Origin of the sequence: Caulobacter sp. CCG-8, from assembly GCF_037402475.1 — a bacterium.
GTDB lineage: Bacteria > Pseudomonadota > Alphaproteobacteria > Caulobacterales > Caulobacteraceae > Caulobacter.
Genome location: NZ_JBBEUD010000006.1, coordinates 1 through 24,327, shown reverse-complemented (window position 1 = coordinate 24,327; position 24,327 = coordinate 1). Strand labels below are relative to the sequence as shown.

The 24,327-nt window shown below is 69.2% G+C and carries 27 protein-coding genes; 24 read left to right on the top strand and 3 right to left on the bottom strand.

Annotation, left to right across the window (positions count from 1 at the left end; all coding sequences use genetic code 11):
* Positions 1-175: 175 nt before the first annotated feature.
* Together trpS and WAE60_RS07085 are read left to right on the top strand one after the other, a co-directional pair.
* Positions 176-1,210: a tryptophan--tRNA ligase gene (gene trpS, locus WAE60_RS07090; RefSeq protein ID WP_029910235.1), complete on the top strand. Its 1,035-nt coding sequence runs from the start codon at positions 176-178 to the stop codon at positions 1,208-1,210.
* Between the two features lie 160 nt (positions 1,211-1,370).
* The gene (locus WAE60_RS07085; RefSeq protein ID WP_337685556.1) at positions 1,371-3,221 is read left to right on the top strand and encodes an acyltransferase family protein; all 1,851 of its coding nucleotides are present in this window, start codon (positions 1,371-1,373) and stop codon (positions 3,219-3,221) included.
* On the opposite strand, the gene WAE60_RS07080 is transcribed toward WAE60_RS07085, so the two are convergent.
* Positions 3,218-4,498, bottom strand: coding sequence for a cytochrome P450 (locus WAE60_RS07080; protein WP_337685555.1), 1,281 nt, complete (start codon positions 4,496-4,498; stop codon positions 3,218-3,220). The two genes, WAE60_RS07085 and WAE60_RS07080, sit on opposite strands and share 4 nt — an antisense overlap.
* 133 nt (positions 4,499-4,631) lie before the next feature.
* Here WAE60_RS07080 and WAE60_RS07075 point away from each other — a divergent pair, with 133 nt between their 5' ends.
* The 16 genes from WAE60_RS07075 (at position 4,632) to trmB (ending at position 17,657) form a co-directional block, all read left to right on the top strand.
* Positions 4,632-5,201 carry a NifU family protein gene (locus tag WAE60_RS07075; protein WP_337685554.1) on the top strand — a complete coding sequence of 190 codons (570 nt, stop codon included), beginning with the start codon at positions 4,632-4,634 and terminating at the stop codon, positions 5,199-5,201.
* Positions 5,202-5,333: 132 nt separating this feature from the next.
* On the top strand, positions 5,334-5,921 hold the full coding sequence (locus tag WAE60_RS07070) for a malonic semialdehyde reductase (RefSeq protein ID WP_337685553.1): 588 nt from the start codon (positions 5,334-5,336) through the stop codon (positions 5,919-5,921).
* A 182-nt stretch (positions 5,922-6,103) separates the two neighbouring features.
* A complete protein-coding gene (locus tag WAE60_RS07065; protein WP_337685552.1) occupies positions 6,104-6,751 on the top strand; it encodes a DUF1131 family protein in 648 nt (215 codons plus the stop codon).
* A 4-nt stretch (positions 6,752-6,755) separates the two neighbouring features.
* Positions 6,756-7,427, top strand: coding sequence for a DUF1131 domain-containing protein (locus WAE60_RS07060; RefSeq protein WP_337685551.1), 672 nt, complete (start codon positions 6,756-6,758; stop codon positions 7,425-7,427).
* Positions 7,424-8,077, top strand: a complete 654-nt coding sequence (tsaB, locus tag WAE60_RS07055; RefSeq protein ID WP_337685550.1) for a tRNA (adenosine(37)-N6)-threonylcarbamoyltransferase complex dimerization subunit type 1 TsaB — start codon at positions 7,424-7,426, stop codon at positions 8,075-8,077. Before WAE60_RS07060 ends, tsaB begins: the two co-directional genes overlap by 4 nt.
* On the top strand, positions 8,074-8,526 hold the full coding sequence (gene rimI, locus WAE60_RS07050; RefSeq protein ID WP_337685549.1) for a ribosomal protein S18-alanine N-acetyltransferase: 453 nt from the start codon (positions 8,074-8,076) through the stop codon (positions 8,524-8,526). The genes tsaB and rimI overlap by 4 nt, the downstream gene beginning before the upstream one ends.
* 46 nt (positions 8,527-8,572) lie before the next feature.
* On the top strand, positions 8,573-8,980 hold the full coding sequence (locus WAE60_RS07045) for a Fur family transcriptional regulator (protein WP_029910257.1): 408 nt from the start codon (positions 8,573-8,575) through the stop codon (positions 8,978-8,980).
* A gap of 177 nt (positions 8,981-9,157) precedes the next feature.
* A complete protein-coding gene (gene miaB, locus WAE60_RS07040) occupies positions 9,158-10,510 on the top strand; it encodes a tRNA (N6-isopentenyl adenosine(37)-C2)-methylthiotransferase MiaB (protein WP_337685548.1) in 1,353 nt (450 codons plus the stop codon).
* Positions 10,507-11,451, top strand: coding sequence for a PhoH family protein (locus WAE60_RS07035; RefSeq protein ID WP_029910259.1), 945 nt, complete (start codon positions 10,507-10,509; stop codon positions 11,449-11,451). Before miaB ends, WAE60_RS07035 begins: the two co-directional genes overlap by 4 nt.
* Before the next feature lie 19 nt (positions 11,452-11,470).
* The gene (gene ybeY / locus WAE60_RS07030; RefSeq protein WP_337685709.1) at positions 11,471-11,929 is read left to right on the top strand and encodes an rRNA maturation RNase YbeY; all 459 of its coding nucleotides are present in this window, start codon (positions 11,471-11,473) and stop codon (positions 11,927-11,929) included.
* Positions 11,930-11,940: 11 nt separating this feature from the next.
* The gene (locus tag WAE60_RS07025) at positions 11,941-12,873 is read left to right on the top strand and encodes a hemolysin family protein (protein WP_029910263.1); all 933 of its coding nucleotides are present in this window, start codon (positions 11,941-11,943) and stop codon (positions 12,871-12,873) included.
* Positions 12,870-14,450, top strand: a complete 1,581-nt coding sequence (lnt, locus tag WAE60_RS07020; protein ID WP_337685546.1) for an apolipoprotein N-acyltransferase — start codon at positions 12,870-12,872, stop codon at positions 14,448-14,450. The genes WAE60_RS07025 and lnt overlap by 4 nt, the downstream gene beginning before the upstream one ends.
* Positions 14,451-14,501: 51 nt before the next feature.
* On the top strand, positions 14,502-14,933 hold the full coding sequence (locus WAE60_RS07015) for a helix-turn-helix transcriptional regulator (RefSeq protein WP_029910267.1): 432 nt from the start codon (positions 14,502-14,504) through the stop codon (positions 14,931-14,933).
* Positions 14,934-15,178: 245 nt separating this feature from the next.
* On the top strand, positions 15,179-16,402 hold the full coding sequence (metK, locus tag WAE60_RS07010; protein WP_337685545.1) for a methionine adenosyltransferase: 1,224 nt from the start codon (positions 15,179-15,181) through the stop codon (positions 16,400-16,402).
* Between the two features lie 3 nt (positions 16,403-16,405).
* Positions 16,406-16,942, top strand: coding sequence for an SMI1/KNR4 family protein (locus WAE60_RS07005; RefSeq protein ID WP_029910273.1), 537 nt, complete (start codon positions 16,406-16,408; stop codon positions 16,940-16,942).
* Between the two features lie 34 nt (positions 16,943-16,976).
* Positions 16,977-17,657 (top strand): tRNA (guanosine(46)-N7)-methyltransferase TrmB, encoded by a 681-nt coding sequence (trmB, locus tag WAE60_RS07000; RefSeq protein WP_337685544.1) that lies wholly within the window; start codon positions 16,977-16,979, stop codon positions 17,655-17,657.
* A 1-nt stretch (position 17,658) separates the two neighbouring features.
* Here trmB and WAE60_RS06995 read toward each other — a convergent pair whose 3' ends face one another.
* Entirely contained in the window at positions 17,659-18,570 is a 912-nt protein-coding gene (locus WAE60_RS06995) for a LysR family transcriptional regulator (protein ID WP_029910278.1), read from the bottom strand.
* Between the two features lie 126 nt (positions 18,571-18,696).
* On the opposite strand from WAE60_RS06995, the gene WAE60_RS06990 reads away from it, so the two are divergent.
* Entirely contained in the window at positions 18,697-19,398 is a 702-nt protein-coding gene (locus WAE60_RS06990) for a hypothetical protein (protein WP_337685543.1), read from the top strand.
* 48 nt (positions 19,399-19,446) lie between these two features.
* Here the strand turns inward: WAE60_RS06990 and ppa are convergent, their stop codons facing one another.
* Entirely contained in the window at positions 19,447-19,980 is a 534-nt protein-coding gene (ppa, locus tag WAE60_RS06985; RefSeq protein ID WP_029910284.1) for an inorganic diphosphatase, read from the bottom strand.
* A gap of 148 nt (positions 19,981-20,128) precedes the next feature.
* Here ppa and WAE60_RS06980 point away from each other — a divergent pair, with 148 nt between their 5' ends.
* The 5 genes from WAE60_RS06980 to WAE60_RS06960 all read left to right on the top strand — a co-directional run.
* On the top strand, positions 20,129-20,638 hold the full coding sequence (locus tag WAE60_RS06980) for a hypothetical protein (RefSeq protein WP_337685542.1): 510 nt from the start codon (positions 20,129-20,131) through the stop codon (positions 20,636-20,638).
* Positions 20,639-20,790: 152 nt separating this feature from the next.
* Complete coding sequence (gene rimP / locus WAE60_RS06975; protein ID WP_029910290.1) at positions 20,791-21,414, top strand: ribosome maturation factor RimP; 624 nt, start codon at positions 20,791-20,793, stop codon at positions 21,412-21,414.
* 2 nt (positions 21,415-21,416) lie between these two features.
* Entirely contained in the window at positions 21,417-23,099 is a 1,683-nt protein-coding gene (gene nusA / locus WAE60_RS06970; protein ID WP_029910293.1) for a transcription termination factor NusA, read from the top strand.
* A 67-nt stretch (positions 23,100-23,166) separates the two neighbouring features.
* On the top strand, positions 23,167-23,817 hold the full coding sequence (locus tag WAE60_RS06965; protein WP_337685541.1) for an RNA-binding protein: 651 nt from the start codon (positions 23,167-23,169) through the stop codon (positions 23,815-23,817).
* A 188-nt stretch (positions 23,818-24,005) separates the two neighbouring features.
* Positions 24,006-24,327, top strand: a 322-nt coding sequence (locus WAE60_RS06960; protein ID WP_337685540.1) for a translation initiation factor IF-2 associated domain-containing protein, incomplete at its 3' end; no start/stop codon positions are given.

Here is a 24,327-nt window from a genome sequence, read left to right as displayed (position 1 = left end):
CCCCGGCTCGGGCCTTGCCCTTCAAGCCCCGGCCCGGTAACCAGCGTGAATGGCTCCGATCGGTTCTTCCGCGCCGCGATGGCGCAGCTTCCTCTGATCCCGACCGCCGCGTTCCGCACGCGGCTCGCGTTCCCACGCGTCCGCCATACCGCTTTCGATATCCAAGGCTGAAGCCATGACCGACCACACCCCTGTCCCCTACACGGGCCCCACCCGCGTGCTCTCTGGCGTCCAGCCGTCCGGCGCCCTGCACCTGGGCAACTATCTCGGCGCCCTGGTGAAGTTCGCCCGCCTGCAGCACGAGATGGACACCTTCATCTTCGTGGCCGACCTGCACGCCATCACCGTGTGGCAGGAGCCCGAGGCCCTGGCCCAGCAGACCCGCGAGATCGCCGCCGCCTACCTGGCCGCCGGCCTCGACCCGAAGAAGGCGACGATCTTCCCGCAGTCGGCGGTGCGCGAGCATTCCGAACTGGCCTGGATCTTCCAGTGCGTGGCCCGCCTGGGCTGGCTGGACCGCATGACCCAGTTCAAGGAGAAGAGCGGCAAGCACAAGGAGCGCAGCTCGGTGGGGCTCTACACCTATCCGGTGCTGCAGGCGGCCGACATCCTGGTCTACAAGGCCACCCACGTGCCGGTGGGCGAGGACCAGAAGCAGCACCTGGAGCTGACCCGCGACATCGCCGGCAAGTTCAACCACGACTTCGGGGTGCAGGGCTTCTTCCCGCAGCCCGAGCCGCTGATCCAGGGCCCCGGGGCGCGGATCATGAGCCTGCGCGACGGCTCGGCCAAGATGAGCAAGTCCGACCCGTCGGACTACAGCCGCATCAACCTGACCGACGACGCCGACGCCATCGCCGGCAAGGTCAAGAAGGCGCGCACCGACCCGGAGCCGCTGCCCGAGACCCTGGACGAGCTGTCGGCTCGCCCCGAGGCCGACAACCTGGTGGGCATCTTCGCGGCGCTGTCGGGCCGGACCAAGGCCGAGGTGCTGGCCGACTACGCCGGCAAGGGCTTCGGGACCTTCAAGCCGGCCCTGGCCGAGCTGGCGGTCGAGAAGCTGGCCCCGGTCGGCGAGACCATGCGCCGCTACCTGGCCGATCCGGCCGAGATCGACGCCATCCTCAAGGCCGGCGCCGAGCGGGCCTCCGAGGTCGCCGCGCCGACCGTGGCCGAGGTGAAGAAGCTGGTCGGGTTCTGGGGAGCCTGAGGACCGTCACGCGGCAGGCCCAGCTCCAAACCTGGGCGCCGCGTGAAGCTTCCTTGAAATCGCCATGGCCACGCTTGCAAGGCGTGGCCGGGCGCGACTAGGACCTGTCGCAGGGTCGGGGCTTTTTAGCGATCGCGTGAGCGTGTCGCAGGAGCGCTCGATGCTGCATCGTAACGATATCGATGGCCTGCGGGCCGTCGCCATCCTCCCGATCCTTCTCTTCCACGCCGGCCTGACCCAGATGTCGGGCGGATTCATCGGCGTCGACATCTTCTTCGTCATATCCGGCTTCCTGATCACCTCGATCATCGTCCGGGAGGCCAAGACCGGCGCGTTCTCGCTGGCGACCTTCTACAAGCGGCGGGTGGTGCGGATCTTCCCCGCGCTGTTCGTCACCCTGGCGCTGGTGCTGCTGGCCGGCTGCCTGCTGATGCTGCCCAGCGAGGTCGCGCCCCTGGGCGAGAGCGCGGCGGCGGCGGGCGGCTTCGTCTCCAACATCTACTTCTGGAAGACGGCCGACTATTTCGCCGGCTCGGCCGACCTGAAGCCGCTGCTCCACACCTGGTCGCTGGGCGTGGAGGAGCAGTTCTACATCTTCTACCCGCTGATGATCATGTTCGTGCTGCGCTTCCTCAAGCGCTGGCTGGCCCTGGCCATCGGCCTGGTGACGCTGGGCTCGTTCGCCGTGAGCCTGGTGCTGGTGGCGATCGGCCCGAACGCCGCCTTCTACCTGCTGCCCAGCCGGGCCTGGGAGCTGGGGATCGGCGGTCTCGTTGCCGTCGGCGCCTTCCCCGCCCTGCGCGGGGCCTGGCTGCGGGCCCTCGCGCCGCTGCTGGGCGCGGTCCTGATCGCGGCGGGCCTGGCCTTCATCCGCGCCGACAGCCCGTTCCCGGCCCCCTGGGCCCTGCTGCCCTGCCTGGGCGCGGCGCTGATCATCGCCTATGGCGAAGGCTCGTTCGTGGGGCGGGCGCTGTCGATCCAGCCGCTCCGCTGGATCGGCGCGATCTCGTATTCGCTGTACCTGCTGCACTGGCCGATCATCGCCTTCTATCGGCTGCAGACGGGCATCAGCCTGACCCCGGTGGAATCGTCCTGCCTGGTCGCGGCCAGCATCGCGGCGGCCGCCCTGTCGTACTACCTGGTCGAGCAGCCCGTCCTGCGCCGGTTCCGGAGCGGCCCGGCCGGCAAGATCCTGGGCGTCGGGACCGTCGCCCTGGCGGCCGGCCTGGCGGCGTCGGCGGTGGTGGCGGTCAACGCCGACAACTGGCGGACCTATACCCCCGAGGCCAAGCGGATCATGAGCTACGCCCGCTATGTCGGCACCGAGGAGCACACCTACCAGTACCGCCCGGACCGGTGCTTCATCGAGAGCACCAGCCGCCGCGGCTTCGATCGCGCCTTCTGCCTGAAGCACAGCCCCGACAAGCCCAACCTCGTCGTCCTGGGCGACAGCCATGCGGCCCAGTACTGGCGGGCGATCGCCCTGCGCTTCCCCGACAAGAACGTGATGCAGGCCACCGCCTCGGGCTGCCGTCCGACCCTGCACACCCAGGGCGAGAAGCGCTGCACCGACCTGGTGGGCTACGTGCTGGGCGACTTCCTGGCCCGGGGCGGCGCCGACGCCGTGGTGCTGTCGGGCCGCTGGAAGGACAGCGACGTGGCCAATCTCGTGGAGACCGTGCGCTTCCTGAAGTCCAAGCACATCCCGGTCACCGTCATCGGCCCGACCGTGGAATACGACGGCGAGTTCCCCGAGATCCTGGCCCGCGCCCTTCTGCAGGACGGGCGCGGATCGGTCTCCACCCTGCGCCTCACCCAGCCCAAGACCATGGACGAGAAGCTGGGCGCGCTGATGAAGGCCGAGGGCGTGCCCTATGTTTCCGAGCAGAACATCGAGTGCCCCGCCGACCGCTGCATGGCCTTCGCCCCCGGCGAGGTGCCGTTCCACTTCGACTACGGGCACATGCCGCTGAGCGCGGCGCGCTACGTGATCTCCCGGGCCAACATCTAGAGCCGGCTGGGAATCCGCACCGGCAGGCTCTCGTAACCCTTCACGAAGCTGGAATAGACCCGCTTGGGCTCGCCCATGACCTCGATCTTCGGGAAGCGCTTGAGGATCTCCTCCCAGATGATCTTCAGCTGCAGCTCGGCCAGGCGGTTGCCCACGCAGCGGTGGATGCCGAAGCCGAACGACAGGTGGCGGCGGGCCTGCGGGCGGTCGATCAGGAAGGCGTTCGGGTTGTCGATGACGGTGTCGTCGCGGTTGCCCGAGACGTACCACATCACGACCTTGTCGCCCTTCCTGATGGTCTTGCCCGACAGCTCGAAGTCCTCGATGGCCGTGCGGCGCATATAGGCCAGCGGGGTCTGCCAGCGGATGATCTCCGAGACCATGTTGGGGATCAGCGACGGGTCGGCCCGCAGCTTGGCCTCTTCCGCCGGGTTCTGGCTGAGGGCCAGCAGGCCGCCGGTGATCGAGTTGCGGGTGGTGTCGTTGCCGCCGACGATCAGCAGGATGATGTTCCCCAGGTACTCGAACGGCGGCATGTTCCGCGTGGCCTCGCCGTGGGCCAGCATCGAGATCAGGTCGTTGCCCGGCTCGGTCGAATTGACCCGCTGGTTCCACAGCTCGGTGAAATAGGCCAGGCACTCCATCAGCTCGGCCCGGCGCTGCTCCTCGGTGTCGACGATGCCGGCGCCCGGCACGGCGGTGGAGACGTCGGACCAGCGGGTCAGCTTGCGGCGCTCTTCCCACGGGAAGTCGAACAGGGTGGCCAGCATCTGGGTGGTCAGTTCGATCGACACCTTGTCGACCCAGTCGAAGGTCTCGCCGATCGGCAGGTTGTCGAGGATCCCGCCCACGCGTTCGCGGATCGTGCCCTCCAGCAGCGCCAGGTTCACCGGCGAGACGATCGGGCTGACGGTCTTGCGCTGGATGTCGTGCTTGGGCGGGTCCATGGCGATGAACATCGGCAGGACGAAGTCCTCGTCGAAGTTCCGGATCGTGATGCCGCCGAAGCTGCTGTCCGACGAGAACACCTGGTGGGTGGTGTCGACGGTCATGATGTCGTTGTAGCGGGTGATCGACCAGTAGGGCCCGTGCTCGCTCTGCGCGCAGTAGTGCACCGGGTCCTCGGCCCGCAGCCGCTCGAAGAACGGCCAGTGGGCGTCGGCCTGGAACAGGGCGGGATCGGCGACGTCGATCTCCTTCAGGGGCATCGAATAGGCCCGGGCGCGCGCCGCCTCCTTCTGGGCGTCGGCCGACAGATCGATGGCTCCGTCGCTCATGGCGACCTCCCAAGAAAATGAACAAGCAAACAACTGTTTCGAGGATGGAGCCATAACGCGGTTCGTTTGTCACGATGACGCAAGCGGCACCCGGCCTCTTGCCCGGGGGGCGCCGAAGGTCCATTTCTCCGGCATGTTCATCCAGACCGAAACCACGCCCAACCCCGAGGTCCTGAAGTTCCTGCCCGGCCGCGAAGTGCTGGGCGAGGGCGCTCGGGAATTCCGCACCGCCGAGGAAGGCGACGCCTCGCCCCTGGCCGAGGCCCTGTTCCGGCTGGGCGACGTCGACCGCGTGTTCTTCGGCCCGGACTTCCTGACCGTGACCAAGGCCGAGGGCGCGGAGTGGCCGCACCTGAAGGCGCCGATCCTGGCCGCCATCATGGACCACTTCACCAGCGGCCGCCCCCTGCTGCTGGACCAGATCGAGAGCGGCCACGACGAGGACGGGGTCTACGACGAGGAGACCTCGCAGATCATCGCCGAGATCAAGGACCTGCTGGACACCCGCATCCGCCCGGCCGTGGCCCAGGACGGCGGCGACATCGTGTTCTCCAAGTTCGAGCCGGCCACCGGCGTGGTCTGGCTGCACATGCGCGGCGCCTGCTCGGGCTGCCCGTCGTCCTCGGCCACGCTGAAGGCGGGCGTCGAGAACATGCTCAAGCACTATGTGCCCGAAGTGACCCGGGTGGAGCAGACGCTCTAGGACCCCTCGGCGTGCGCGCGCCTATCGTGCGCGCCTGGGCAAGGGAATGCGTCCTGGGCGCCTTGCCAGCGCGGTTCCGCGTCCTTATCGTAACTGTATAAGTTGCAATTATATCGCCCATAAGGATCGCTGATGGCCAAGCTCGCCGACACGGCTCTCGACCAACTGTTCACGACGGCCCGCACCCACAACGGCTGGAGCGACACGCCCATCCCCGAAGCCGTCCTGCGCGAGCTGTACGATCTGGTGAAGTTCGGTCCGACCGCCGCCAACAGCACGCCGGCGCGCTTCGTGTTCGTGCAGAGCCCGGACGCCAAGGCCCGCCTGGCGGCCCTGTCGTCGGGCTCGAACGGGGCCAAGATTCTCAAGGCGCCGGTGACGGTGATCGTCGGCTACGACCTGGACTTCCCCGAGACCCTGCCCAAGCTGTTCCCCAACGCGCCGGGCGCCAAGGACTGGTTCCCCGATCCCGTGACCAAGGAGTGGGGCGCGCTGCGCAACAGCTCGCTGCAGGGCGGCTACTTCATCCTGGCCGCGCGGGCCCTGGGCCTGGACACGGGCCCGATGTCGGGCTTTGACAACGCCGCCGTCGACAAGGAATTCTTCGCCGGGACGAACATCAAGTCGAACTTCATCGTCTCGATCGGCTACGGCACCGAAGAAAACCTCTTCCCGCGCAACCCGCGCCTGGACTTCGAGGAAGCGGCGAAGATCGTCTGATCCCGCTCTGAGCATCCAATCGTTGTCATCCCGGAAAGCGCGCAGCGCTTGTCCGGGACCCAGGGGCGGCCGCACCGCTTCCACCCAGTCCCCTGGGTCCCGGACAGCCCCTGCGGGGCTTCCGGGATGACAACCGTTTGTGCTGGTGGCGAACCCTCGGGGCTGGGTGCTAGAACGCACCCATGACCCAGCGCCTCGCCCTGATCGCCGCCCCGCTGCTGCTGCTCGCCGCCTGCGGCCCCGCCAAGCAAGCCGACAAGGCCCCGCCGGCCGCCTCGAGCGCCGAAGTCCCCAAGTCCGGCCCCGTCGCCGTCGCGGTCACCCCCTATGTCGGCGGGCCGCTGCACGTGCGCGCCGACGGCGTGGGGCCGATCACCGGCGAGACGGCCTTCGACGAGGCCACCATCAAGGCCCTATTCCCCAAGGCGGTGGTCAAGAGCGCCTTCATCCACACCGGCGAGGGCCCGCCCGGACCGATCCTCACCGTCGAGCAGGACAACACGCCGCTGCTGGAGATCGGCAAGGGCGCCGAGGGCGGCATCGGCGAGATCCGCCTGGCCGGCGGTCCCGTCGAGGGCCCCAAGGGCGAAGCCCTTCTCGCGAAGTGGGGCGACCTCGGTTTCGACATCGTCCAGTGCCGGGCCGGAGAGGGCCGCACGGTCAACCAGGCCGTCTGCGTGCGCCCCGAGGCCCCGACCGTGGCCTATGTGTTCGGCGTGCCCGGCTGGACCAAGGGCGGCCTGCCGCCGGTCGAGGTGCTGAAGGCCAAGGGCCAGCTGAACGAATTCGTCTGGCGTCCGGCCGAGCAGGCGGCCGTCGGCGCGGCCTGATCCGATGTTCCGACGCCTGATCCTCGCCGCCCCGCTGCTGGCCCTGGCCGCCTGCGGCCCGGCGGGCAACGCCCAAGCCGACAAACCGCAAGCCGGCAAGGCCGCCTCGTCGGCCGCGTCCGCGCCCGCCGTGATGACGCGCAAGACCGCCGACGGCGCGGTCGACCGCTTCACGCCCTATGCGGGCGGGCCGCTGGCCCTGGACGAGTTCTCGGTGGGGCCGATCATGGCCCAGACGGAATTCTCGCTCGACGCCATCCAGCAGCGCTTCCCCAAGGCCAAGGTCACGCCCTGGAACCTGGCCAAGGACCCCGGCGCGCCGTCCTACCTGGCGGCCATCCGGGTCAGGCAGGGCGACGGGCTCGTGGAGGTCTCGGCCAATCCCGGCACGCGCACCGTCGGCGATATCCGCATCACCGGCGGCACGCCCCAGGGCCCGCGCGGCGAGACCCTGGGCATGAAGTGGGCGGACGCCGACATGGACTATCCGCGCTGCTGGATGGGCAAGGACCTCGACGCCCACGCCGTGATCTGCACCCAGCCCGGCGAGCCCGTGCTGCGCTACATCTTCGCCGTGCCCGGCTGGACCCAGGAGACGATGCCGTCCGAGGCCGTGCTGCGCGAGAAGGCGACGCTGCGCGCGTTCTTCTGGCGTGGCGGGGCGCCCGTCCAGTGATCCTCTCGATAGACACCTGCCTGGCCGCCAGCTCGGTCGCCATCCTGGACGGCGACACGGTCCGCGCGGCCCGCAGCGAGCCCATGACCCGCGGCCACCAGGAGCGCATCGCCGTCATCGCCCGCGAGGTCGCGGCGGAGGCCGGCGTGACGTTCGTCGGCCTGACCCGCATCGCCGTCACCGTCGGCCCCGGCTCGTTCACCGGCCTGCGAGTGGGGCTGTCGTTCGCCAAGGGCCTGGCCACGGCCCTGTCGATCCCCTGCGTGGGGGTCAACACCCTGGAGGCCCTGGCCGCCTCGGCCCCAAGGGAGAATGGCGTCTCCGGCTTCGTGGCCGGCGTGCTCGACGCCAAGATGGACCAGGTCTATCTGCAGGTCTTCGACGGCGGCACGGCCCTGATGGCCCCCGACGCCCTGGAGGTCGGCGTGGCCGCCGCGCGCCTGGCCGAGCTGTGGTCCGGCGGTCCGGCGACGCTGGTCGGCTCGGGCGCGCCGCTGGTTGCCGAGGTGCTGCCCGGCGCGACCGTGCTGACGCCGGCCTTCGTCGACCCCGTCGCGATCGCCCGCCTGGCCGCCGCCCGTCCCGTCCCGACCCATTCGCCCCGGCCGCTCTATCTGCGCGCGCCCTACGCCGTGGCGCCGGCGGCATGATCCTGCGTCCCGTCGGGCTGGAAGCCTGCTTCACCCTGGCCGACCTGCACGACCGCGCCTTCGACCGGCCCTGGTCGGCGGAAGAGTTCGAGAGCCTGCTGAAAAGCCCCGGCGCCTTCGCCGTGCTGGGCGAGGCGGGCGATCCGGAGGAACCCAAGGGTTTCATCCTCTGCCGCGCCGTGGCCGGCGAGGCCGAGATCCTGACCGTGGCCGTCGATCCGGCCGCCCGTCGCCGCGGCTGGGGCGCGGCCCTGGTCGAAATGGCCGCCGGCGTCGCCAAGGAGGCCCGCGCCTTCGAGATGTTCCTGGAGGTCGCGGCCGACAATATCGCGGCGATCAAGCTCTACGAAGCCACCGGTTTTGAGCGTGTCGGCCTGCGAAAGGGTTATTATCCCCATCCGGATGGGGCCAAGGACGCCGTGCTGATGCGTCGGGCGCTTAACAGCTAGCGACCAAGCCCCTATCTTGCCCGCGAATCTTGCAGGAGACGCCACAGTGGATCGCCTCGAAAAGCTCTGCATCGAAAAGGGCATGCGCATGACCGACCAGCGTCGGGTCATCGCCCGCGTGCTGTCGGCCGCCACCGATCACCCGGATGTCGAAGAGCTGCACCGTCGCGCCCACGCCGTGGACCCGCACATCTCGATCGCCACGGTCTACCGCACCGTCCGGCTGTTCGAGGAAAGCGGGATCATCGAGCGCCACGACTTCCGCGACGGCCGCTCGCGCTACGAAGAGACGCCCGACCACCACCACGACCACCTGATCGACATGAAGACCGGCAAGGTCGTCGAGTTCGTGGACGAGGAGATAGAGGCCCTGCAGAACGCCATCGCCAAGAAGCTGGGCTACAAGCTGGTGGACCACCGGCTGGAGCTGTACGGGGTTCCGATCGAGGAGTGATCCTCGCACTTGCCCCCACCTGACCGCTTCGCGGTCTGTCCGCCCCCGTAGGGGGCGGAGCCTCGCGCTCTAGGCTCTTCCCCCTCTGGGGGAAGACGACCGCGAAGCGGTCCGTAGGGGGCAAGTGTGGCGCCCGCGTCCTTGCATGCAGGGCCCCTCGCGCTCATAACGCCCCGCATGAGCGAGACCCCGCAAAAGCGCCTCTATATCAAGACCTACGGCTGTCAGATGAACGTCTACGACAGCGAGCGCATGGCCGATGTCCTGCGTCCGCTGGGCTATGGCGTGGTCGATGACCCCGAAGGCGCCGATCTGGTGGTGCTCAACACCTGCCACATCCGCGAGAAGGCCACCGAGAAGGTCTATTCGGAGTTGGGCTACATCAAGCAGATGAAGGGCCGCAAGGCCGAGGCCGGCGGCAAGATGACCATCGCCGTGGCCGGCTGCGTGGCCCAGGCCGAGGGCAAGGAGATCATGCATCGCCAGCCGGCGGTCGATCTGGTCGTCGGCCCGCAGGCCTATCACCAGCTGCCCGAGCTGATCGCCCGCGCCCACCGGGCCACCGGCGAGCGCCTGTCGGCCGACTTCGCCGCCGACGAGAAGTTCGACGCCCTGCCGGCCGAGCGCCACGTGACCGGCGTGACCGCCTTCCTCACCGTGCAGGAGGGCTGCGACAAGTTCTGCACCTTCTGCGTGGTGCCCTACACCCGGGGCGGAGAGTGGTCGCGGCCGCCGCAGGACATCGTCGAGGAGGCCAAGCGCCTGGCCGACCAGGGCGTGCGCGAGGTCACCCTGCTGGGCCAGAACGTCAACGCCTATGACGGCGGCGGCGAGACCCTGGCCAAGCTGGTGCGCCGCCTGGCGAAGATCGAGGGGCTGGACCGCATCCGCTACACCACCAGCCACCCGCGCGACATGGGCGAGGACCTGATCGAGGCCCACGGCGAGCTGCCGCAGCTGATGCCCTATCTGCACCTGCCGGTGCAGGCGGGCAGCGACAAGATCCTCAAGGCCATGAATCGCGACCACACGGCCGAGAGCTATGTGCGGCTGATCGAGAAGATCCGCGCCGCGCGGCCCGACATCGCCATGAGCGGCGACTTCATCGTCGGTTTCCCCGGCGAGCGCGACGGCGATTTCGACAAGACGCTCGAGCTGGTCCGCGAGGTCGGCTTCGCTTCGGCGTTCTCGTTCAAGTATTCGCGCCGCCCCGGCACCCCGGCCTCGGCCATGCCCGGCCAGGTGGACGAGGCGGTCAAGGCCGAGCGCCTGGATCGGCTGAACGCCCTGCTCGACGCGCAGCAGAAGACCTTCAACGCCGCCCAGGTCGGCAAGGTCCTGCCGGTGCTGTTCGAGAAAAAAGGCCGCAACCCCGGTCAAATCGTCGGTCGCAGTCCCTATCTGCAAGCGGTCCACGCCGTCGGGTCCGATGACCTGATCGGCAAGATCGTTCCCGTCCGCATCGAGTCGTCGGCCAAGATGAGCCTTGGCGGCGTGCTCGAGAGCCAATCCCAGCTGGAGTCCGCTTGAGCCGCACGCCTGAGTTCCTGCCCCTGTCCGACACCGCCGTCCGCGCCGTTTCCGGCCCGAACGGCCGTCACGCCGCCCTGATCGAGGACGCCTTCAAGGTGTTGATCGAGACCCCGGGCGGCGGGGTGACGATCACCGGCGACGTCAAGGCGCGGGCCGGCGCGAAGCGGGCGATCCAGGCCCTGGCCCATCGGGCCGACGCCGACGACGAGGTGGTCGAGGCCGACGTCCGCGTGGCCGTCGGCGAGGCCCACAGCGCGTCCGGCCAGGCCTCGCCCCGCGCCGTGCGCAAGGGCAGCGTCTCGCCCAAGACCAAGGGCCAGGCCCGCTACATGGAGGCCATGGCCAGCCATCCGCTGTGCTTCGGCCTGGGTCCCGCCGGCACCGGCAAGACCTTCCTGGCCGTGGCCCAAGGGGCGGGCATGCTGCTGCGCGGCGAGGTCGACCGCCTGATCGTCACCCGCCCCGCCGTCGAGGCCGGCGAGAAGCTGGGCTTCCTGCCGGGCGACCTGAACGAGAAGGTCGACCCCTACATGGCCCCCGTCTGGGAGGCCCTGACCGACATCATGGGCGCCGACCAGCTGCGCCGCCGCCGCGAGAAGCTGGAGATCGAGGTCGCCCCGATCGCCTTCATGCGCGGCCGCACCCTGAGCCACGCCTTCGTCATCGTCGACGAGGCGCAGAACTGCTCGCGCCTGCAGATGAAGATGGTCCTGACCCGCCTGGGCGAGGGCGCGCGGATGGTGGTGACGGGCGACCCGACCCAGGTCGACCTGCTGAACCCCCGCGACTCCGGCCTGGCCCACGCGGTGTCGATCCTGGAAGGGGTCGAGGGCGTGGCGGTGTCGCGCTTCACCTCGGCCGACGTGGTGCGCCACCCGCTGGTCGAACGCATCGTCAAGGCCTACGACGCCGACGCCCTGCAGACGACGACCCGCTAGAATGACCATCACCGTCGACATCGAGATCGAGGACGAGGCCTGGACCCAGGCCGAGCCGGAGGTCGAGGCCCAGGTCTGGCGCGCCGCCCAGGCCGTGCTGGACGCCCACGAGGACATCGAAGGGCAGGGGATCGTCATCCTGCTGGCCGACGACGACAGCGTCCAGGCGCTGAACCGCGACTTCCGCCAGAAGGACTACGCGACCAACGTCCTGTCCTTCCCTTCGCCGCCCAATCCGGAAGGCCAGATCGGCGACATCGCCCTGGCGTTCGGGGTCTGCGCCCGCGAGGCGGCCGAGCAGGGCAAGCCTCTTGCGCACCATTTGCAACATCTGGTGGCGCATGGGGTGCTTCATCTCTTAGGATACGACCATCAGGACGACGGCGAGGCCGAGGCCATGGAAGCGTTCGAGCGCGAGATCCTCGCGGGCTTGGACATTCCCGACCCCTATGCCGAACCCGCGTCGACCGAGGGATAACCAAGCAGGGCATGCCCAGCGACGACCAGAGTTCCCCGCCCGCCGGTTCGACTCGCTTGAGTCGGGGCGTGCGGGCGTTCTTCCGTAAGATGCGCAAGGACCTTGCCGGCCGGCGGGTTCCGGGCTTGGCCGAGGCGACGCGTCCGGCCGATCCCGCCCTGGCCCACGAGGTCGATCTGGTCGATCAGGCCGAGGCCTTCCAGAGCCTGCGGGTGGCCGACGTGATGACGCCGCGCGCCGACATCGTCGCCGTCGAGGTGAGCACGCCGTTCGAGGCCCTGGTGGCCCAGTTCACCGAGGCCGAGCACTCACGGATGCCGATCTACCGCGAGACCCTCGACGACCCGGTCGGCGTGATCCACGTCAAGGACGTGTTCCGCCTGCTGGCCGCCGACGACAGGCGGCCGGGTCCGTCGGACCAGATCCTCCAGCGGCTGCGGCGCGAGGCGCTGTACGTGCCGGCCTCGATGCGGGCCGCCGACCTGCTGCTGCGCATGCGCACCAGCCGCATCCACATGGCCCTGGTCATCGACGAGTTCGGCGGCACCGACGGCTTGGTGACCATGGAGGACCTGATCGAGGCGGTGGTCGGCGAGATCGACGACGAGCACGACGACGCCCAGGTCTCCAACATCGTCGCCCGTCCGGGCGGCCTGTTCGAGGTCGACGCCCGCGCGCCCCTGGAGGACCTGGAGGCCGCCCTCGACACCGATCTGGCCCCGCCGGACATGGAAGAGGACATCGACACCGTCGCCGGCCTGGTCGTGGCCCTGGCCGGCCGCGTGCCGCAAAGGGGCGAGGTGATCGCCCACCCGGCGGGCTTCGACCTGGAAGTGGTCGAGGCCGACCCGCGCCGCGTGCGCCGGGTGCGGGTGCGTCCGGCCGTGGCCCTCGAGTCTGGCGTGGAAGCGGCCGAGCCGCCCGGCCGCGTGGCCGCTTCGTGAACCTGCCGGCCCTGCCGAAGTCGACGCCGTGGCGGGTGCGCGGCCTGGCGCTGCTGGCGGGCCTGGCCGCCGCCCTGGCCCATCCGCCGTTCGGGATCCTGCCGGGCCTGCTGGGCTACGCGGTCCTGCTGTGGCTGCTCGACACGATCGACGGCCCCCGGCCGCTGCGCTCGGCCTTCCTGCGCGGCTGGCTGATGGGGCTGAGCTATTTCGCCCTCTCCACCTGGTGGATCGCCGAGGCCTTCATGGTCGACGCCGCCAACCAGGGCTGGATGGCCCCGTTCGCCGTGGCCGCCATGGCCGCCGGCATGGCGCTGTTCTGGGGGTTGGGAGCGGTGCTCTACCGCCTGATCCGTCCCGCGGGCGTGCGGCGGGTGCTGGTGTTCGCCGGCGCCTTCGCCCTGCTGGAATGGACCCGCGGCCACATCCTGACCGGCTTTCCCTGGAACCTGCCGGGCGAGACCTGGCGGGCCGGCTCGGCCGTGTCGCAGTTCGCCGGCGTGGTCGGCGCCTACGGCCTGACCTGGATCACCCTGGCCATCGCCGCCGTCCCGGCGGTGTGGCGCGACGGCAGGCGCGGCCGGATCGCGGTCGGCGCGGCCGCCGTCGCCCTGGTCGGGCTGTTCGTCGGCGGGGCGCTGGCCCTGTCCCGGCCGCCGTCCGCGCCGGGGCCGGCCCTGACCGTCCGCGTCGTCCAGGCCGACATCCCCCAGGAGTCGAAATGGGACGCCCAGCGCTTCGCCCAGATCGTCCAGGCCTATGTCTCGCTGACCGCCAAGCCCTACGCCGGCAAGCCCGCCGACATCGTCGTCTGGCCCGAGGGCGCCCTGCCGCTGGCCATCAACGACTACATGGTCCCCGGCAGCTGGGTGCGGCAGGACATCGTCGCCGCCCTCCGGCCCGGCCAGCTGATGCTGCTGGGCGGCTACCGCTACGAGGGGCCGCCCGACAAGCCGGTCTACTACAACAGCCTGGTCGCCCTGCGCCGGACGGCCGACGACGTCGTCGTGGTCGGGATCTACGACAAGCACCGGCTGGTGCCGTTCGGGGAATATCTGCCCGCCGACGCCCTGATGACCAGGATCGGCTTCAAGAGCATGGCCCACCTGGGCGACGGCTTCGCCACCGGGCCCAAGCCCGCGCCGCTGCGGGTGGCGCCGGACCTGCTGGTGCAGCCGCTGATCTGCTACGAAAGCCTGTTCCCGCGCCTGGCCAAGCCGGTTCCCGGGGTGCGGGCGATCGTCAACGTCTCGAACGACGCCTGGTTCGGAGTCACCTCCGGGCCGCTGCAGCACCTGAACCTGGCCAGCTATCGCGCGATCGAGACCGGCCTGCCGCTGATCCGCGCCACGCCCACGGGCGTCTCCGCCCTGATCGACGCGCGGGGAAGAATTTTGCCCGGCGCCCGCTTGAAACTTGGCGAATCAGGGGTGATCGACGGTAAGGTTAGCGAAGTCGGTTCGCCGACCCTGTTCTCCAAGCTTGGGCACTGGCCGTTCGGACTGCTGCTTTTGGTTTCATTCCTCGCCGCGATTCGCGTTCCAGGAGGTCGAGGCTTGGAAAAAGGTCTAAACTGAAACAGACAAGCTTTCAGATACCCGTGGCTTCCTCCCAGTGATTGAAACGGCATGAACACGATTCCTGAAGAACGTTCCCCCAATCCGGTCGATCTGCACGTCGGCGCCCGGATTCGCATGCGCCGCAAGATTCTCGGCGTCAGCCAGGAGCGTCTGGCGGACGACCTGGGCCTGACCTTCCAGCAGGTGCAGAAGTACGAGCGGGGGGCCAATCGCGTCAGCGCCTCCAAGCTGTACGAGATCGCCAAGAGCCTGCAGTCGTCGGTGTCCTACTTCTTCGAGGGCCTGGCCGATCCGACCGACCTCGAGGGCTTCGAGGAAAACGGCTCGGAGCAGTTCGTGCACGACTTCCTGATGACCCCGGAAGGTCTGGAACTGGCCGCGCTGTTCCCGCGCATCGGCAAGTCCCGCGTCCGTCGCCGCATCCTCGACCTCGTCCGCTCGATGGCCGAGGACATGATCGACGAAGACGCCGAGGCCTGATTTCAGGCCGATCTGGACCTGGGCGGCGCAGGCCGCCAGGGCGTGGTCGCCGGAAGCGCCTGTCGGTTTCGGCGTCCGCCACGCCCTAAAGGCTTGATTCAGGGCCTTTTTGGACGCCTCACGGAGTTCCATGTGAGGCTAAAAGGCTCCGGGGCGTCTTGCGGACATAAACTTATCTTTATATGTTCCGCCTAGTCCCTCGGGCAGACCGTCCGCGTGGGCGACGTCATGTCCGGAGCTGACCCTTGAGCCGTTCTTCCTACATCTTCACCAGTGAAAGCGTTTCCGAAGGCCATCCGGACAAGGTCGCCGATCGGATCAGCGACACCGTCGTCGACGCCTTCCTGTCCGCCGACCCCGAAGCGCGTGTCGCCTGCGAGACCCTGGTCACCACCAACCGCATCGTCCTGGCGGGCGAAGTGCGCGCCGGCAAGCCGGGCGGCGACAAGGCCGCCAACAAGCAGCTGACCAAGGACATCATCAAGTCGCTGGAGCCCAAGGTCCGGGCCGCGATCAAGGACATCGGCTACGAGCAGAAGGGCTTCCACTGGGAGAAGGCTAAGTACGCCTGCTACCTGCACGGCCAGTCGGCCCACATCGCCCAGGGCGTGGACGCTTCGGACAAGAAGGACGAAGGCGCCGGCGACCAGGGCATCATGTTCGGCTACGCCAGCACCGAGACCCCGGAGCTGATGCCGGCCACCCTGCAGTACAGCCACAACATCCTCAGCCGCCTGGCCCAGCTGCGTCACAGCGGCGAGTTGCATGAGCTGGAGCCCGACGCCAAGAGCCAGGTGACCCTGGAATACGACGCCAACGGCAAGCCGGTCCGCGTCGTCTCGATCGTCGTGTCGCACCAGCACAAGAAGAAGATCGACGGCAAGTCCGCGACCTCCAAGCGCGTGCTGGACCTGATCAAGCCGCACATCCTGCCGATCTTCCCGGAAGGTCTGATCACCAAGAAGACCCAGTGGCTGGTCAACCCGACCGGCCGCTTCGAGATCGGCGGCCCGGACGGCGACGCCGGCGTCACCGGCCGCAAGATCATCGTCGACACCTACGGCGGCGCGGCCCCGCACGGCGGCGGCGCGTTCTCGGGCAAGGATCCGACCAAGGTCGACCGTTCGGCCGCCTACGCCTGCCGCTACCTGGCCAAGAACGTCGTGGCCGCGGGTCTCGCCGAGCGCTGCACCATCCAGATCGCCTACGCCATCGGCGTGGCCCAGCCGGTCTCGTTCCACGTCGACCTGCACGGCACCGGCAAGGTCGATCCGGCCCAGCTGGAGAAGCTGCTGCCGCAGCTGATCGGCGGCGCCACCCCGCGCGCCATCCGCGAGCACCTGCAGCTGAACAAGCCGATCTACGCCCGCACCGCCGCCTACGGCCACTTCGGCCGTACGCCGGACAATCAAGGCGGCTTCTCGTGGGAGAAGACCGACCTGGTGTCGGAGCTGAAGGGCCTGGCTTAAGCCATGAGCGGCCCCCGGAGAGAAATCTGGGGGCCGTCCTATACCGAAGCCGAACTCGACGCCGCCCAGGCGCGGTTCGGCTTTTTCTTTCCGCCCGACCTGCGGGCGCTGCTGCTGAAGCACCGGATCGCCGGCGCCCTGGACTGGACCCGCGATCACGAGAAGCTCGCCGAGAGCTTCGCCTGGCCCTACGAGGGCCTGCTGTTCGACGTGGAGGAAAGCGACCTCTGGTGGCCCGAATGGGGCCCGCGTCCCGCTGATCCCGCCGAGCGGGCGGCCGTGCTGCGCCGGGTCGTGGACGCCGCGCCCAGGCTGATCCCCGTCTACGGCCATCGCTACATGCCCGAGACGCCGCGCGAGGCGGGCAACCCGGTCTTCTCGGTCTATCAGGCCGACATCGTCGTCTATGGCCGGGACCTGGACACCTATATCGACCACGAGTTCCTGACCGACCCTCTGGATTTCAATCTGGAGGACGAGGGCAGGACGATCCCGTTCTGGTCGGAGATGGTCCGCCGGGGATATTCGACGGCGCCCTAGCTCCCGGGCCGGTCAGGCGCTAAGACCCCGCCCCATGACCAACCCCCAGCAACCCCACGGGCCGCTGCGCTCGTTCGGCCGCCTGAAGTCGCGGCCGGTGAAGCCGCGCCAGCAGGCCCTGCTCGACAGCCTGCTGCCTACCATCGCCGTGCCCCAGGCCCCGTTCCAGCCGCGCGACCTGATGCCGGAGGCCACGGAAGTCTGGCTGGAGATCGGCTTCGGCGGCGGCGAGCACATGGCCGCCCAGGCGGGCAAGCGCCCCGACGTGCTGGTGATCGGCGCCGAGCCCTTCGTCAACGGCGTGGCCAGCGCCGTGCGCCACGTCGAGGAGCAGGGGCTGAAGAACGTCCGCATCCACGAGGGCGACGCCCGCGACGTGGTGGGCTGGCTGCCCGACGCCTCGGTGGACCGGCTCTTCATCATGTTCCCCGATCCCTGGCACAAGGCCCGCCACAACAAGCGCCGCCTGATCCAGCCGGCCTTCGTGGCCGAACTGGCGCGGGTGCTGAAGCCGGGCGCGGCCTTCCGCTTCGCCACCGACTGGGCCGACTACGCCGAGTGGACGGTCGAGCGGGTGCTGGCCGACCCGGCCTTCCGCTTCGCCGACGCGGACGCCGACCGCAACGCTGCCCCGGCCGACCACGTCACCACCCGCTACGAGGAAAAGAAGCTGGGCGACTGCGCGCCGGTGTTCCTGGCCTTCGTCAGGGCCTAGCTCACCAGCGGTCCAGGCCCGAGCGGTCCGGCGTCTCGCGCATGCTGGCGGTCAGGTGCGGCACGATGAAGTCGATGAAGGCCCGGATGCGCGGGACCTGCCGCAGGTCCTGACGGGTCAGCACCCAGAATGAGGCCTGGCCCGGGATGGTGACCGGCTGGCACCAGACCAGGTCGGGATGGCGGTCGCCCAGGCCCGAGGGCAGGGCGGCCAGGCCCAGCCCCGCCGCCACGGCGTTGACGATGTTGTTCATGGTGCTGCAGCGCAGGGGCCCGGCGCCGCCCGCGGCCTCGCGCAGCCAGGTGAGGGGCGGCAGGTCCTTCAGGGCGCCCTCGCCATCGACCACCGCGTGGCCGGCCAGGGCCTCGCGGGTGGTCGGCGCGCCGTGCGCGTCGGCGTAGGCCCGGCTGCAGAACACGCCCCAGTAGTCGTCGGCGACCTTTCGGGCCACCAGGCTCGAGGATTCCAGGCCGTAGCTGGCGCGCAGGGCGATGTCGGCCTCGCCCTTCTCGATGTCCAGGAAGGCGTCGGTCAGGACCAGGTCGATCTGGATGTCGGGATAGAGGCGGCGGAACTCGCCCAGGGCCGGCACCACGCCGATGGTGGCCAGGGCCTCGCTGGTGGTCAGGCGCACCACGCCGGCCATCTCCCGGCGCCGGGCGGCCAGGCGATGCTCGACGGCGAGGGCGGCCTTCTCCACCGCCTCGGCGTGGGCCAGCAGGTCGGCGCCCGCCTCGGTCAGGTTGGCCCCGGCCCGGTCGCGCTCGAACAGCTTGACCCCGCCGGCGGCCTCCAGGGCGTCCAGCCGCCGCGCGACGGTGGTCTGGTTGACGCCCAGGCGCTTGGCGGCCCCCAGGGTGCTGCCGGCCCGGGCCACGGCCAGGAAGTGGCGAAGATCGTTCCAGTCGAACATCCGGCCATTCTGCGAAATCGCAGAGCCGGTTTGCAAGAACACTGATCGCCGAATGTCGCGCGCGCCGCTAGTGGGACGCCCTCGTTTCCCATGCAAGGCCGCCCGCCCCGGGCCGCAGGAGCTCCGATGTCCTATCTTCCGGCCCACGCCGCCGCCCACGACCTCTACGGCGCGATCCACAAGGGCCTGCGCTACGCCCAGGCTCGCCTGCTGACCCGCCTGGGCGCCGTCGCGCCGGACGACGGGGCGGCCGTGGCCGAGCTCCTGGCCGACCTGCGGGCCCATCTGGGCGCCCGCGCCTGCCAGATCGACTTCGAGCGGCGCGAGATCCTGGTTCCCCTGGAGACCCGCGCGCCGGGCGCGGTCACCGAGCTGGCCGAGGGGCACGCCCGCCGCCTGGCGCACCTGCCGATCCTGGAGACGCTGGCCGCCGAGGTCGAGCTGGCCCGGCCCCGCCGGCGCGACGCCGCCCTGCACGGCCTCTACCTGGCCTTCTCGCGGTTCGTGGCCGAGGACCTCGTCCAGATGGCCGAGGAGGAGGAAGAGTTCTCGCCGGTGCTGCAGGCCCTGTTCGCCGACGCCGAGCTGGTCGCCATGGAAGCGCGCATGCGCGGCGCCCTGGGCGACGAGGACCTGATCGACCTGGCGCGGATCATGGCGCCGGCCGCGCGGCCGGACGAGCGCCTGGCCCTGCTGCGGGCGGTGCGCGCGGACATGGTGCGCCGGGCCGACCCGCCGGAGGGCTTCGCCGCGCTGCTGGCCCTGGGCGTGCGGCCCGCCCTGGCCCCCGCCGACTGGGCGGTGCTGGAAGCGGGTCTCGCGGCCTGAGGCGCGCGAACGAAAAAGGCCGGTCCCTGGGGACCGGCCTTTGGTGTCTCAGTAGCTCTCGTCGTGGCGCTTGATCGCGGCGCGGATGATCTCGGCGGTCTCTTCCGGATCGGCCCAGCCGGTGATCTTGGTCGACTTGCCCTTTTCCAGGTCCTTGTAGTGCTGGAAGAAGTGGGCGATCTGCTCGGTCAGGATCACCGGCAGGTCGCGCCAGCTGGTCACGCCCGTGTAGAACGGGTGCAGCTTGTCGACCGGCACGGCCAGGATCTTCTCGTCCGACCCGGCCTCGTCGACCATCATCAGGGCGCCGATCGGGCGGCAGCGGATGATCGCGCCGGGCACCACCGGGGTCGGGCCCACGACCATGATGTCGGCCGGGTCGCCGTCGTCGGCCAGGGTGTGCGGGATGAAGCCGTAGTTGGCCGGATAGAACATCGCCGTGTGCAGGAAGCGGTCGACCATCAGCGCGCCGCTGGCCTTGTCGATCTCGTACTTCACCGGCTCGCCGCCTTGCGGGATCTCGATGACGGCGTTCAGGTCGTACGGCGGGTTCACGCCGACGGCGATCTTGGAGAGGTCCATTGTGACTCTTCGTTTGGGAAAGGTCCCGCGGGGAGGCGGGCCTGCGCGGGGGCGCTTATAGGCCACAAGTGCTGCGGTGCGGAAGAGGCGACGAACTTGACGCGAGGCCGGATGCGTCCGAAGCCTTCCGGAGGAGGAGGCGCTGTGGATGATGCTGCGGAGATGTATGGGCTTTGCCTCGGCGATCGGCGTCGTCCTTTTGTCGGATCCTGCGTTTAGTCAGGCGTCGGACTATGTTCGGACCGATCCCCACGTCAGACTGAGAACACAGGCGGGCTTGCCCGTCGCAAGTGCGGTCGGCGATATCCGCATTCTCAACGAGGCCTATCTCGCCGGCGGTGGCGCGAGCAGCCTCGTCGCGCGTCGCGGACGGTCGGGACGTTGGACGGTGTCGTTTGTCATCCAGAGGCCCGGCGATCCGACCCAGTCCTGGACCTTGGGGCGCACGACAGCGGCCGCCCTGGAAAAGGTGCTGGACGATCCGGGCGCCTTCGCGCCTCAACCTGCCCCCGCCGAGTTCGCCAGCTGCCTGGACCCGCCCTTCACCCGCATGGAGGTGAGCTGGAAGGGACGAACGGAAGTCATCCAGCAGGACTGCGGGACCTGGGGCGCGGTCGCCCGTATCCAGAATCTTCTGGAATCTGGCATGCCGGACTAGGGGCTTCCAACCGCCAGAACATCGCGCTATATAAGCCCTACATCGTCCGTTAGCGCTGATTGGCGCTTTCGAGCGGCGGCCCGAAAGGCTGCCGCTTTTTCTTTGGCCGCTCGCCAGCTTGAGCGTGTCGGCCCCAGTGAGTTGAGACAAACGTGCGCGGCAAGACGCGGGAAGACCTGGACCTGATCGAGCTGCTCGATCCTGTCGCCGACAGCGTCGGCTACGAGATCGTGCGCCTTCGCCTGATGGGCGGCGCCGAGCAGCGTCGCCTGCAGATCATGGCCGAACGCCCCCTCCTTGAGGATGGGACGGGCGGCGACATGAACGTCGAGGATTGCGCCAAGCTGTCGCGCGCCATCTCCGAGGTGATGGACGCCGCCGACCCGATCGCCGGCGAATACACCCTGGAAGTCTCCAGCCCGGGCGTCGACCGCCCGCTGACCCGGCTGAAGGATTTCGACACCTATGCGGGCCTCGAGATCCGTATCGAGCTGGACCGCGTCGCCGAGGGCCGCAAGCGCTTCAAGGGCGAGCTGGCCGGCGTCGAGGACGGCCAGGTGGGCCTGAACATCGAGGGCGAGGACGACACCACCGTCTATTTCCCGTTCGACTGGATCGTCGAGGCCAAGCTGGTGCTCACCGATCAACTGATGAAGCGGGGCGCCGAACAGCGCGCCGCCCGCGTCAGCGCCGAAGGCGATGACGCCGACCAAGATGATGTCGGAGCCGAGGGCGACGACAGCGATATTGACCTGTCCGAAAGTGAAGAGGACTGACCATGGCCATCGGCATTTCCGCCAACCGCCTCGAACTGCTGCAGATCGCCGACGCCGTCGCGCGCGAAAAGGGCATCGAGAAGGAAGTCGTCATCGAGGCGATCGAGGACGCCCTGCAGAAGGCCGCCCGGGCCCGCTACGGCGCCGAGCACGATATCCGCGTCAAGATCGACCCGCGCACCGGCGAGACCACCCAGAAGCGGGTGATCGAGGTCGTGCCGGACGACTTCGAGCTGGAAGGCGAGATCGGCAAGGTCCAGCTGTCGTCGGCCAAGCGCACCTGGCGCGACGCCGAGGTGGGCAAGATCTACGAAGAGGCCCTGCCGCCGTTCGAGATCGGCCGCGTCCAGACCCAGATGGCCCGCCAGGTCGTCATGCATAAGGTCCGCGAAGCCGAGCGCGAGCGCCAGTACGACGAGTACAAGGACCGCGCCGGCGAGATCGTCAATGGCAGCGTCAAGCGCGTCGAATACGGCAACGTCATCGTCGACCTGGGCCGCGGCGAAGGCATCATGCGCCGCGACCAGTCGATCCCGCGCGAGAACTTCAACGTCGGCGACCGCATCCGCGCCTACATCTACGACGTCCGTCGCGAGACCAAGGGCCCGCAGATCATGCTGTCGCGCGCCCACGGCGGCTTCATGGCCAAGCTGTTCGCGCAGGAAGTGCCGGAAGTCTACGACGGCGTCATCGAGATCCGCGCCGTGGCCCGCGACCCGGGCTCGCGCGCCAAGATGGCCGTGATCTCCAACGACTCCAGCATCGACCCGGTCGGCGCCTGCGTCGGCATGCGCGGCTCGCGCGTCCAGGCCGTGGTGGCCGAGCTGCAGGGCGAGAAGATCGACATCATCCAGTGGTCCGAGGACGAGGCGACCTTCATCGTCAACGGCCTGGCCCCCGCCGAAGTCTCCAAGGTCGTCATGGACGAGGAAGACGAGCGCGTCGAAGTGGTGGTGCCGGACGAGCAGCTGTCGCTGGCCATCGGCCGTCGCGGCCAGAACGTCCGCCTGGCCTCGCAGCTGACCGGCTGGCAGATCGACATCATGACCGAGAGCCAGGAAAGCGAGCGCCGCCAGCGCGAGTTCTCCGAGCGCACGGCCCTGTTCCAGGAAGCCCTGGACGTCGACGAAGTCATCGCTCAGCTGCTGGTCACCGAAGGCTTCGCGGCCGTCGAGGACGTGGCCTATGTCGAGCCGCACGAGATCGCGGCCATCGAGGGCTTCGACGACGAGACCGCCGAGGAACTGCAGACCCGCGCCCGCGAATTCCTGGAAAAGGAAGCCGCCGCCCTGGACGCCAAGCGTCTGGAGCTGGGCGTCCAGGACGAGCTGCTGACCATCGAGGGCGTGACCCTGCCGGTGGCCGTGGCCCTGGGCGAAGGCGACGTGAAGTCGATCGAGGACCTGGCCGGCCTGATCCCGGACGACCTGCGCGGCTGGTTCGAGACCAAGGACGGCGAGCGCGTGCGTGAAGCCGGCATCCTGGACAGCTTCAACCTGTCGCCGGAAGACGCCGAGGCCCTGATCATGCGCGCCCGCATCGTCATGGGCTGGGTCGAGGCCCCGCCGGAACCGGAATACGTCGAGGAAGAGGAAGGCGAGTTCGAGGAAGAGGCGGGCGACGAGCCGGCCGAGGCCTCGGAGGAAGAAGCCCCCGAAGCCGAAGACGAAGCCAAGGAAGACTGATCTGGATCCCGGGCCTCCGACGCAAGTCGGAGGCCCGGCGCCTTTAGAGACCCCCAACCAAACCCTGATGACCGACGCGACCGCCCCCAAGACCCACGCCGAGGCCAGCCGCCAGCGCAAGGACATCGTCCTGGGCGAGGCGACCGACGAGGCGCGCCTGGTGCGGTTCGTGGCGGGCCCCGACGGGACGGTGGTCCCGGACGTGGCGCGCAAGCTGCCCGGCCGCGGCATGTGGGTGGACGCCACCCGCGAGGCGGTGACGACCGCCGCCAAGAAGGGCCTGTTCTCGCGCTCGGCCAAGGCCAAGCTCACCGCGCCGGCCGACCTGGCCGACCAGGTGGAACGGCTGCTGGTCCGGCGGGTTCTGGACGGGCTGGGACTTGCACGGCGCGGCGGAACGATTATCTCAGGCTTCGAAAAGGTCTCCTCGGCCCTGGCCTCGGGACAGACCGCCTGGCTGATCGAGGCGTCCGACGGCGCCGCTGACGGTCGCCGGAAGATTCTCACCGCGGTCCACAAGGCCCCGAACAGCCCCAAAATCTGCGGGATGTTCACGTCCGACGAATTGGGTTTGGCCTTGGGTGGGGAGAATGTGATACACACGGCGCTCCTTGCCGGGCGCGGCACTGATCGCTGGACTTTGGACGTCGAGCGGTTATCAGGCTTCCGCCCACTCCTTCCCTCGAGTTGGTCGGCGAGTTGGCGCGAGGAGCCCTAGGCCCCTGGCCTCGACGAATGGCTTTCATTCGTCGTCGACAGAGGTCTGGAACTTGAAATGAGGAGCGTGATCCGCTCCTGAGCGAAGGGTCGGGAAACGCGCTTTCTTCGGAAAGTACGTCCAGGCCCCTTTCTCGTATGGATCGAACGTTTTTTGGCCGGCCCCCCGGCGGAAGTACAAGCGAGCGCATGAGCGACGAGAACGATAACGGTCGGCCTGGTTCCAACCCCGGCGGGCGAGCGCCCATCACGCTGAAGCCCCGTCAGGGTTCTGTCAGCGCCGGCGTCGTGAAGCAGAGCTTCAGCCACGGCCGCACCAAGACGGTGGTGGTTGAAACCAAGCGCGTGCGCCCGCACGCGCCGCCGACCGGCAACCTGGCCGCGCCGTCCTCGGCCGAACGCCGTCAAGGCGACGCCCCGCGTCAGCCGTCGTCGTCGCAAGGCGGCGGTTCGGCCGGCGGCCTCTCGCAAAGCGAGATGGTGGCCCGCCAGCGCGCCATCGAGGCCGCCC

Excerpts from the sequence above, each read along its gene's own strand:
- trpS (WP_029910235.1), top strand. The coding sequence starts at position 176 with ATGACCGACCACACCCCTGTCCCCTACACGGGCCCCACCCGCGTGCTC.
- WAE60_RS07085 (WP_337685556.1), top strand. The coding sequence starts at position 1,371 with ATGCTGCATCGTAACGATATCGATGGCCTGCGGGCCGTCGCCATCCTC.
- WAE60_RS07080 (WP_337685555.1), bottom strand. The coding sequence starts at position 4,498 with ATGAGCGACGGAGCCATCGATCTGTCGGCCGACGCCCAGAAGGAGGCG.
- WAE60_RS07075 (WP_337685554.1), top strand. The coding sequence starts at position 4,632 with ATGTTCATCCAGACCGAAACCACGCCCAACCCCGAGGTCCTGAAGTTC.
- WAE60_RS07070 (WP_337685553.1), top strand. The coding sequence starts at position 5,334 with ATGGCCAAGCTCGCCGACACGGCTCTCGACCAACTGTTCACGACGGCC.
- WAE60_RS07065 (WP_337685552.1), top strand. The coding sequence starts at position 6,104 with ATGACCCAGCGCCTCGCCCTGATCGCCGCCCCGCTGCTGCTGCTCGCC.
- WAE60_RS07060 (WP_337685551.1), top strand. The coding sequence starts at position 6,756 with ATGTTCCGACGCCTGATCCTCGCCGCCCCGCTGCTGGCCCTGGCCGCC.
- rimI (WP_337685549.1), top strand. The coding sequence starts at position 8,074 with ATGATCCTGCGTCCCGTCGGGCTGGAAGCCTGCTTCACCCTGGCCGAC.
- miaB (WP_337685548.1), top strand. The coding sequence starts at position 9,158 with ATGAGCGAGACCCCGCAAAAGCGCCTCTATATCAAGACCTACGGCTGT.
- WAE60_RS07025 (WP_029910263.1), top strand. The coding sequence starts at position 11,941 with ATGCCCAGCGACGACCAGAGTTCCCCGCCCGCCGGTTCGACTCGCTTG.
- WAE60_RS07015 (WP_029910267.1), top strand. The coding sequence starts at position 14,502 with ATGAACACGATTCCTGAAGAACGTTCCCCCAATCCGGTCGATCTGCAC.
- WAE60_RS07005 (WP_029910273.1), top strand. The coding sequence starts at position 16,406 with ATGAGCGGCCCCCGGAGAGAAATCTGGGGGCCGTCCTATACCGAAGCC.
- trmB (WP_337685544.1), top strand. The coding sequence starts at position 16,977 with ATGACCAACCCCCAGCAACCCCACGGGCCGCTGCGCTCGTTCGGCCGC.
- WAE60_RS06995 (WP_029910278.1), bottom strand. The coding sequence starts at position 18,570 with ATGTTCGACTGGAACGATCTTCGCCACTTCCTGGCCGTGGCCCGGGCC.
- WAE60_RS06990 (WP_337685543.1), top strand. The coding sequence starts at position 18,697 with ATGTCCTATCTTCCGGCCCACGCCGCCGCCCACGACCTCTACGGCGCG.
- ppa (WP_029910284.1), bottom strand. The coding sequence starts at position 19,980 with ATGGACCTCTCCAAGATCGCCGTCGGCGTGAACCCGCCGTACGACCTG.
- WAE60_RS06980 (WP_337685542.1), top strand. The coding sequence starts at position 20,129 with ATGATGCTGCGGAGATGTATGGGCTTTGCCTCGGCGATCGGCGTCGTC.
- nusA (WP_029910293.1), top strand. The coding sequence starts at position 21,417 with ATGGCCATCGGCATTTCCGCCAACCGCCTCGAACTGCTGCAGATCGCC.
- WAE60_RS06965 (WP_337685541.1), top strand. The coding sequence starts at position 23,167 with ATGACCGACGCGACCGCCCCCAAGACCCACGCCGAGGCCAGCCGCCAG.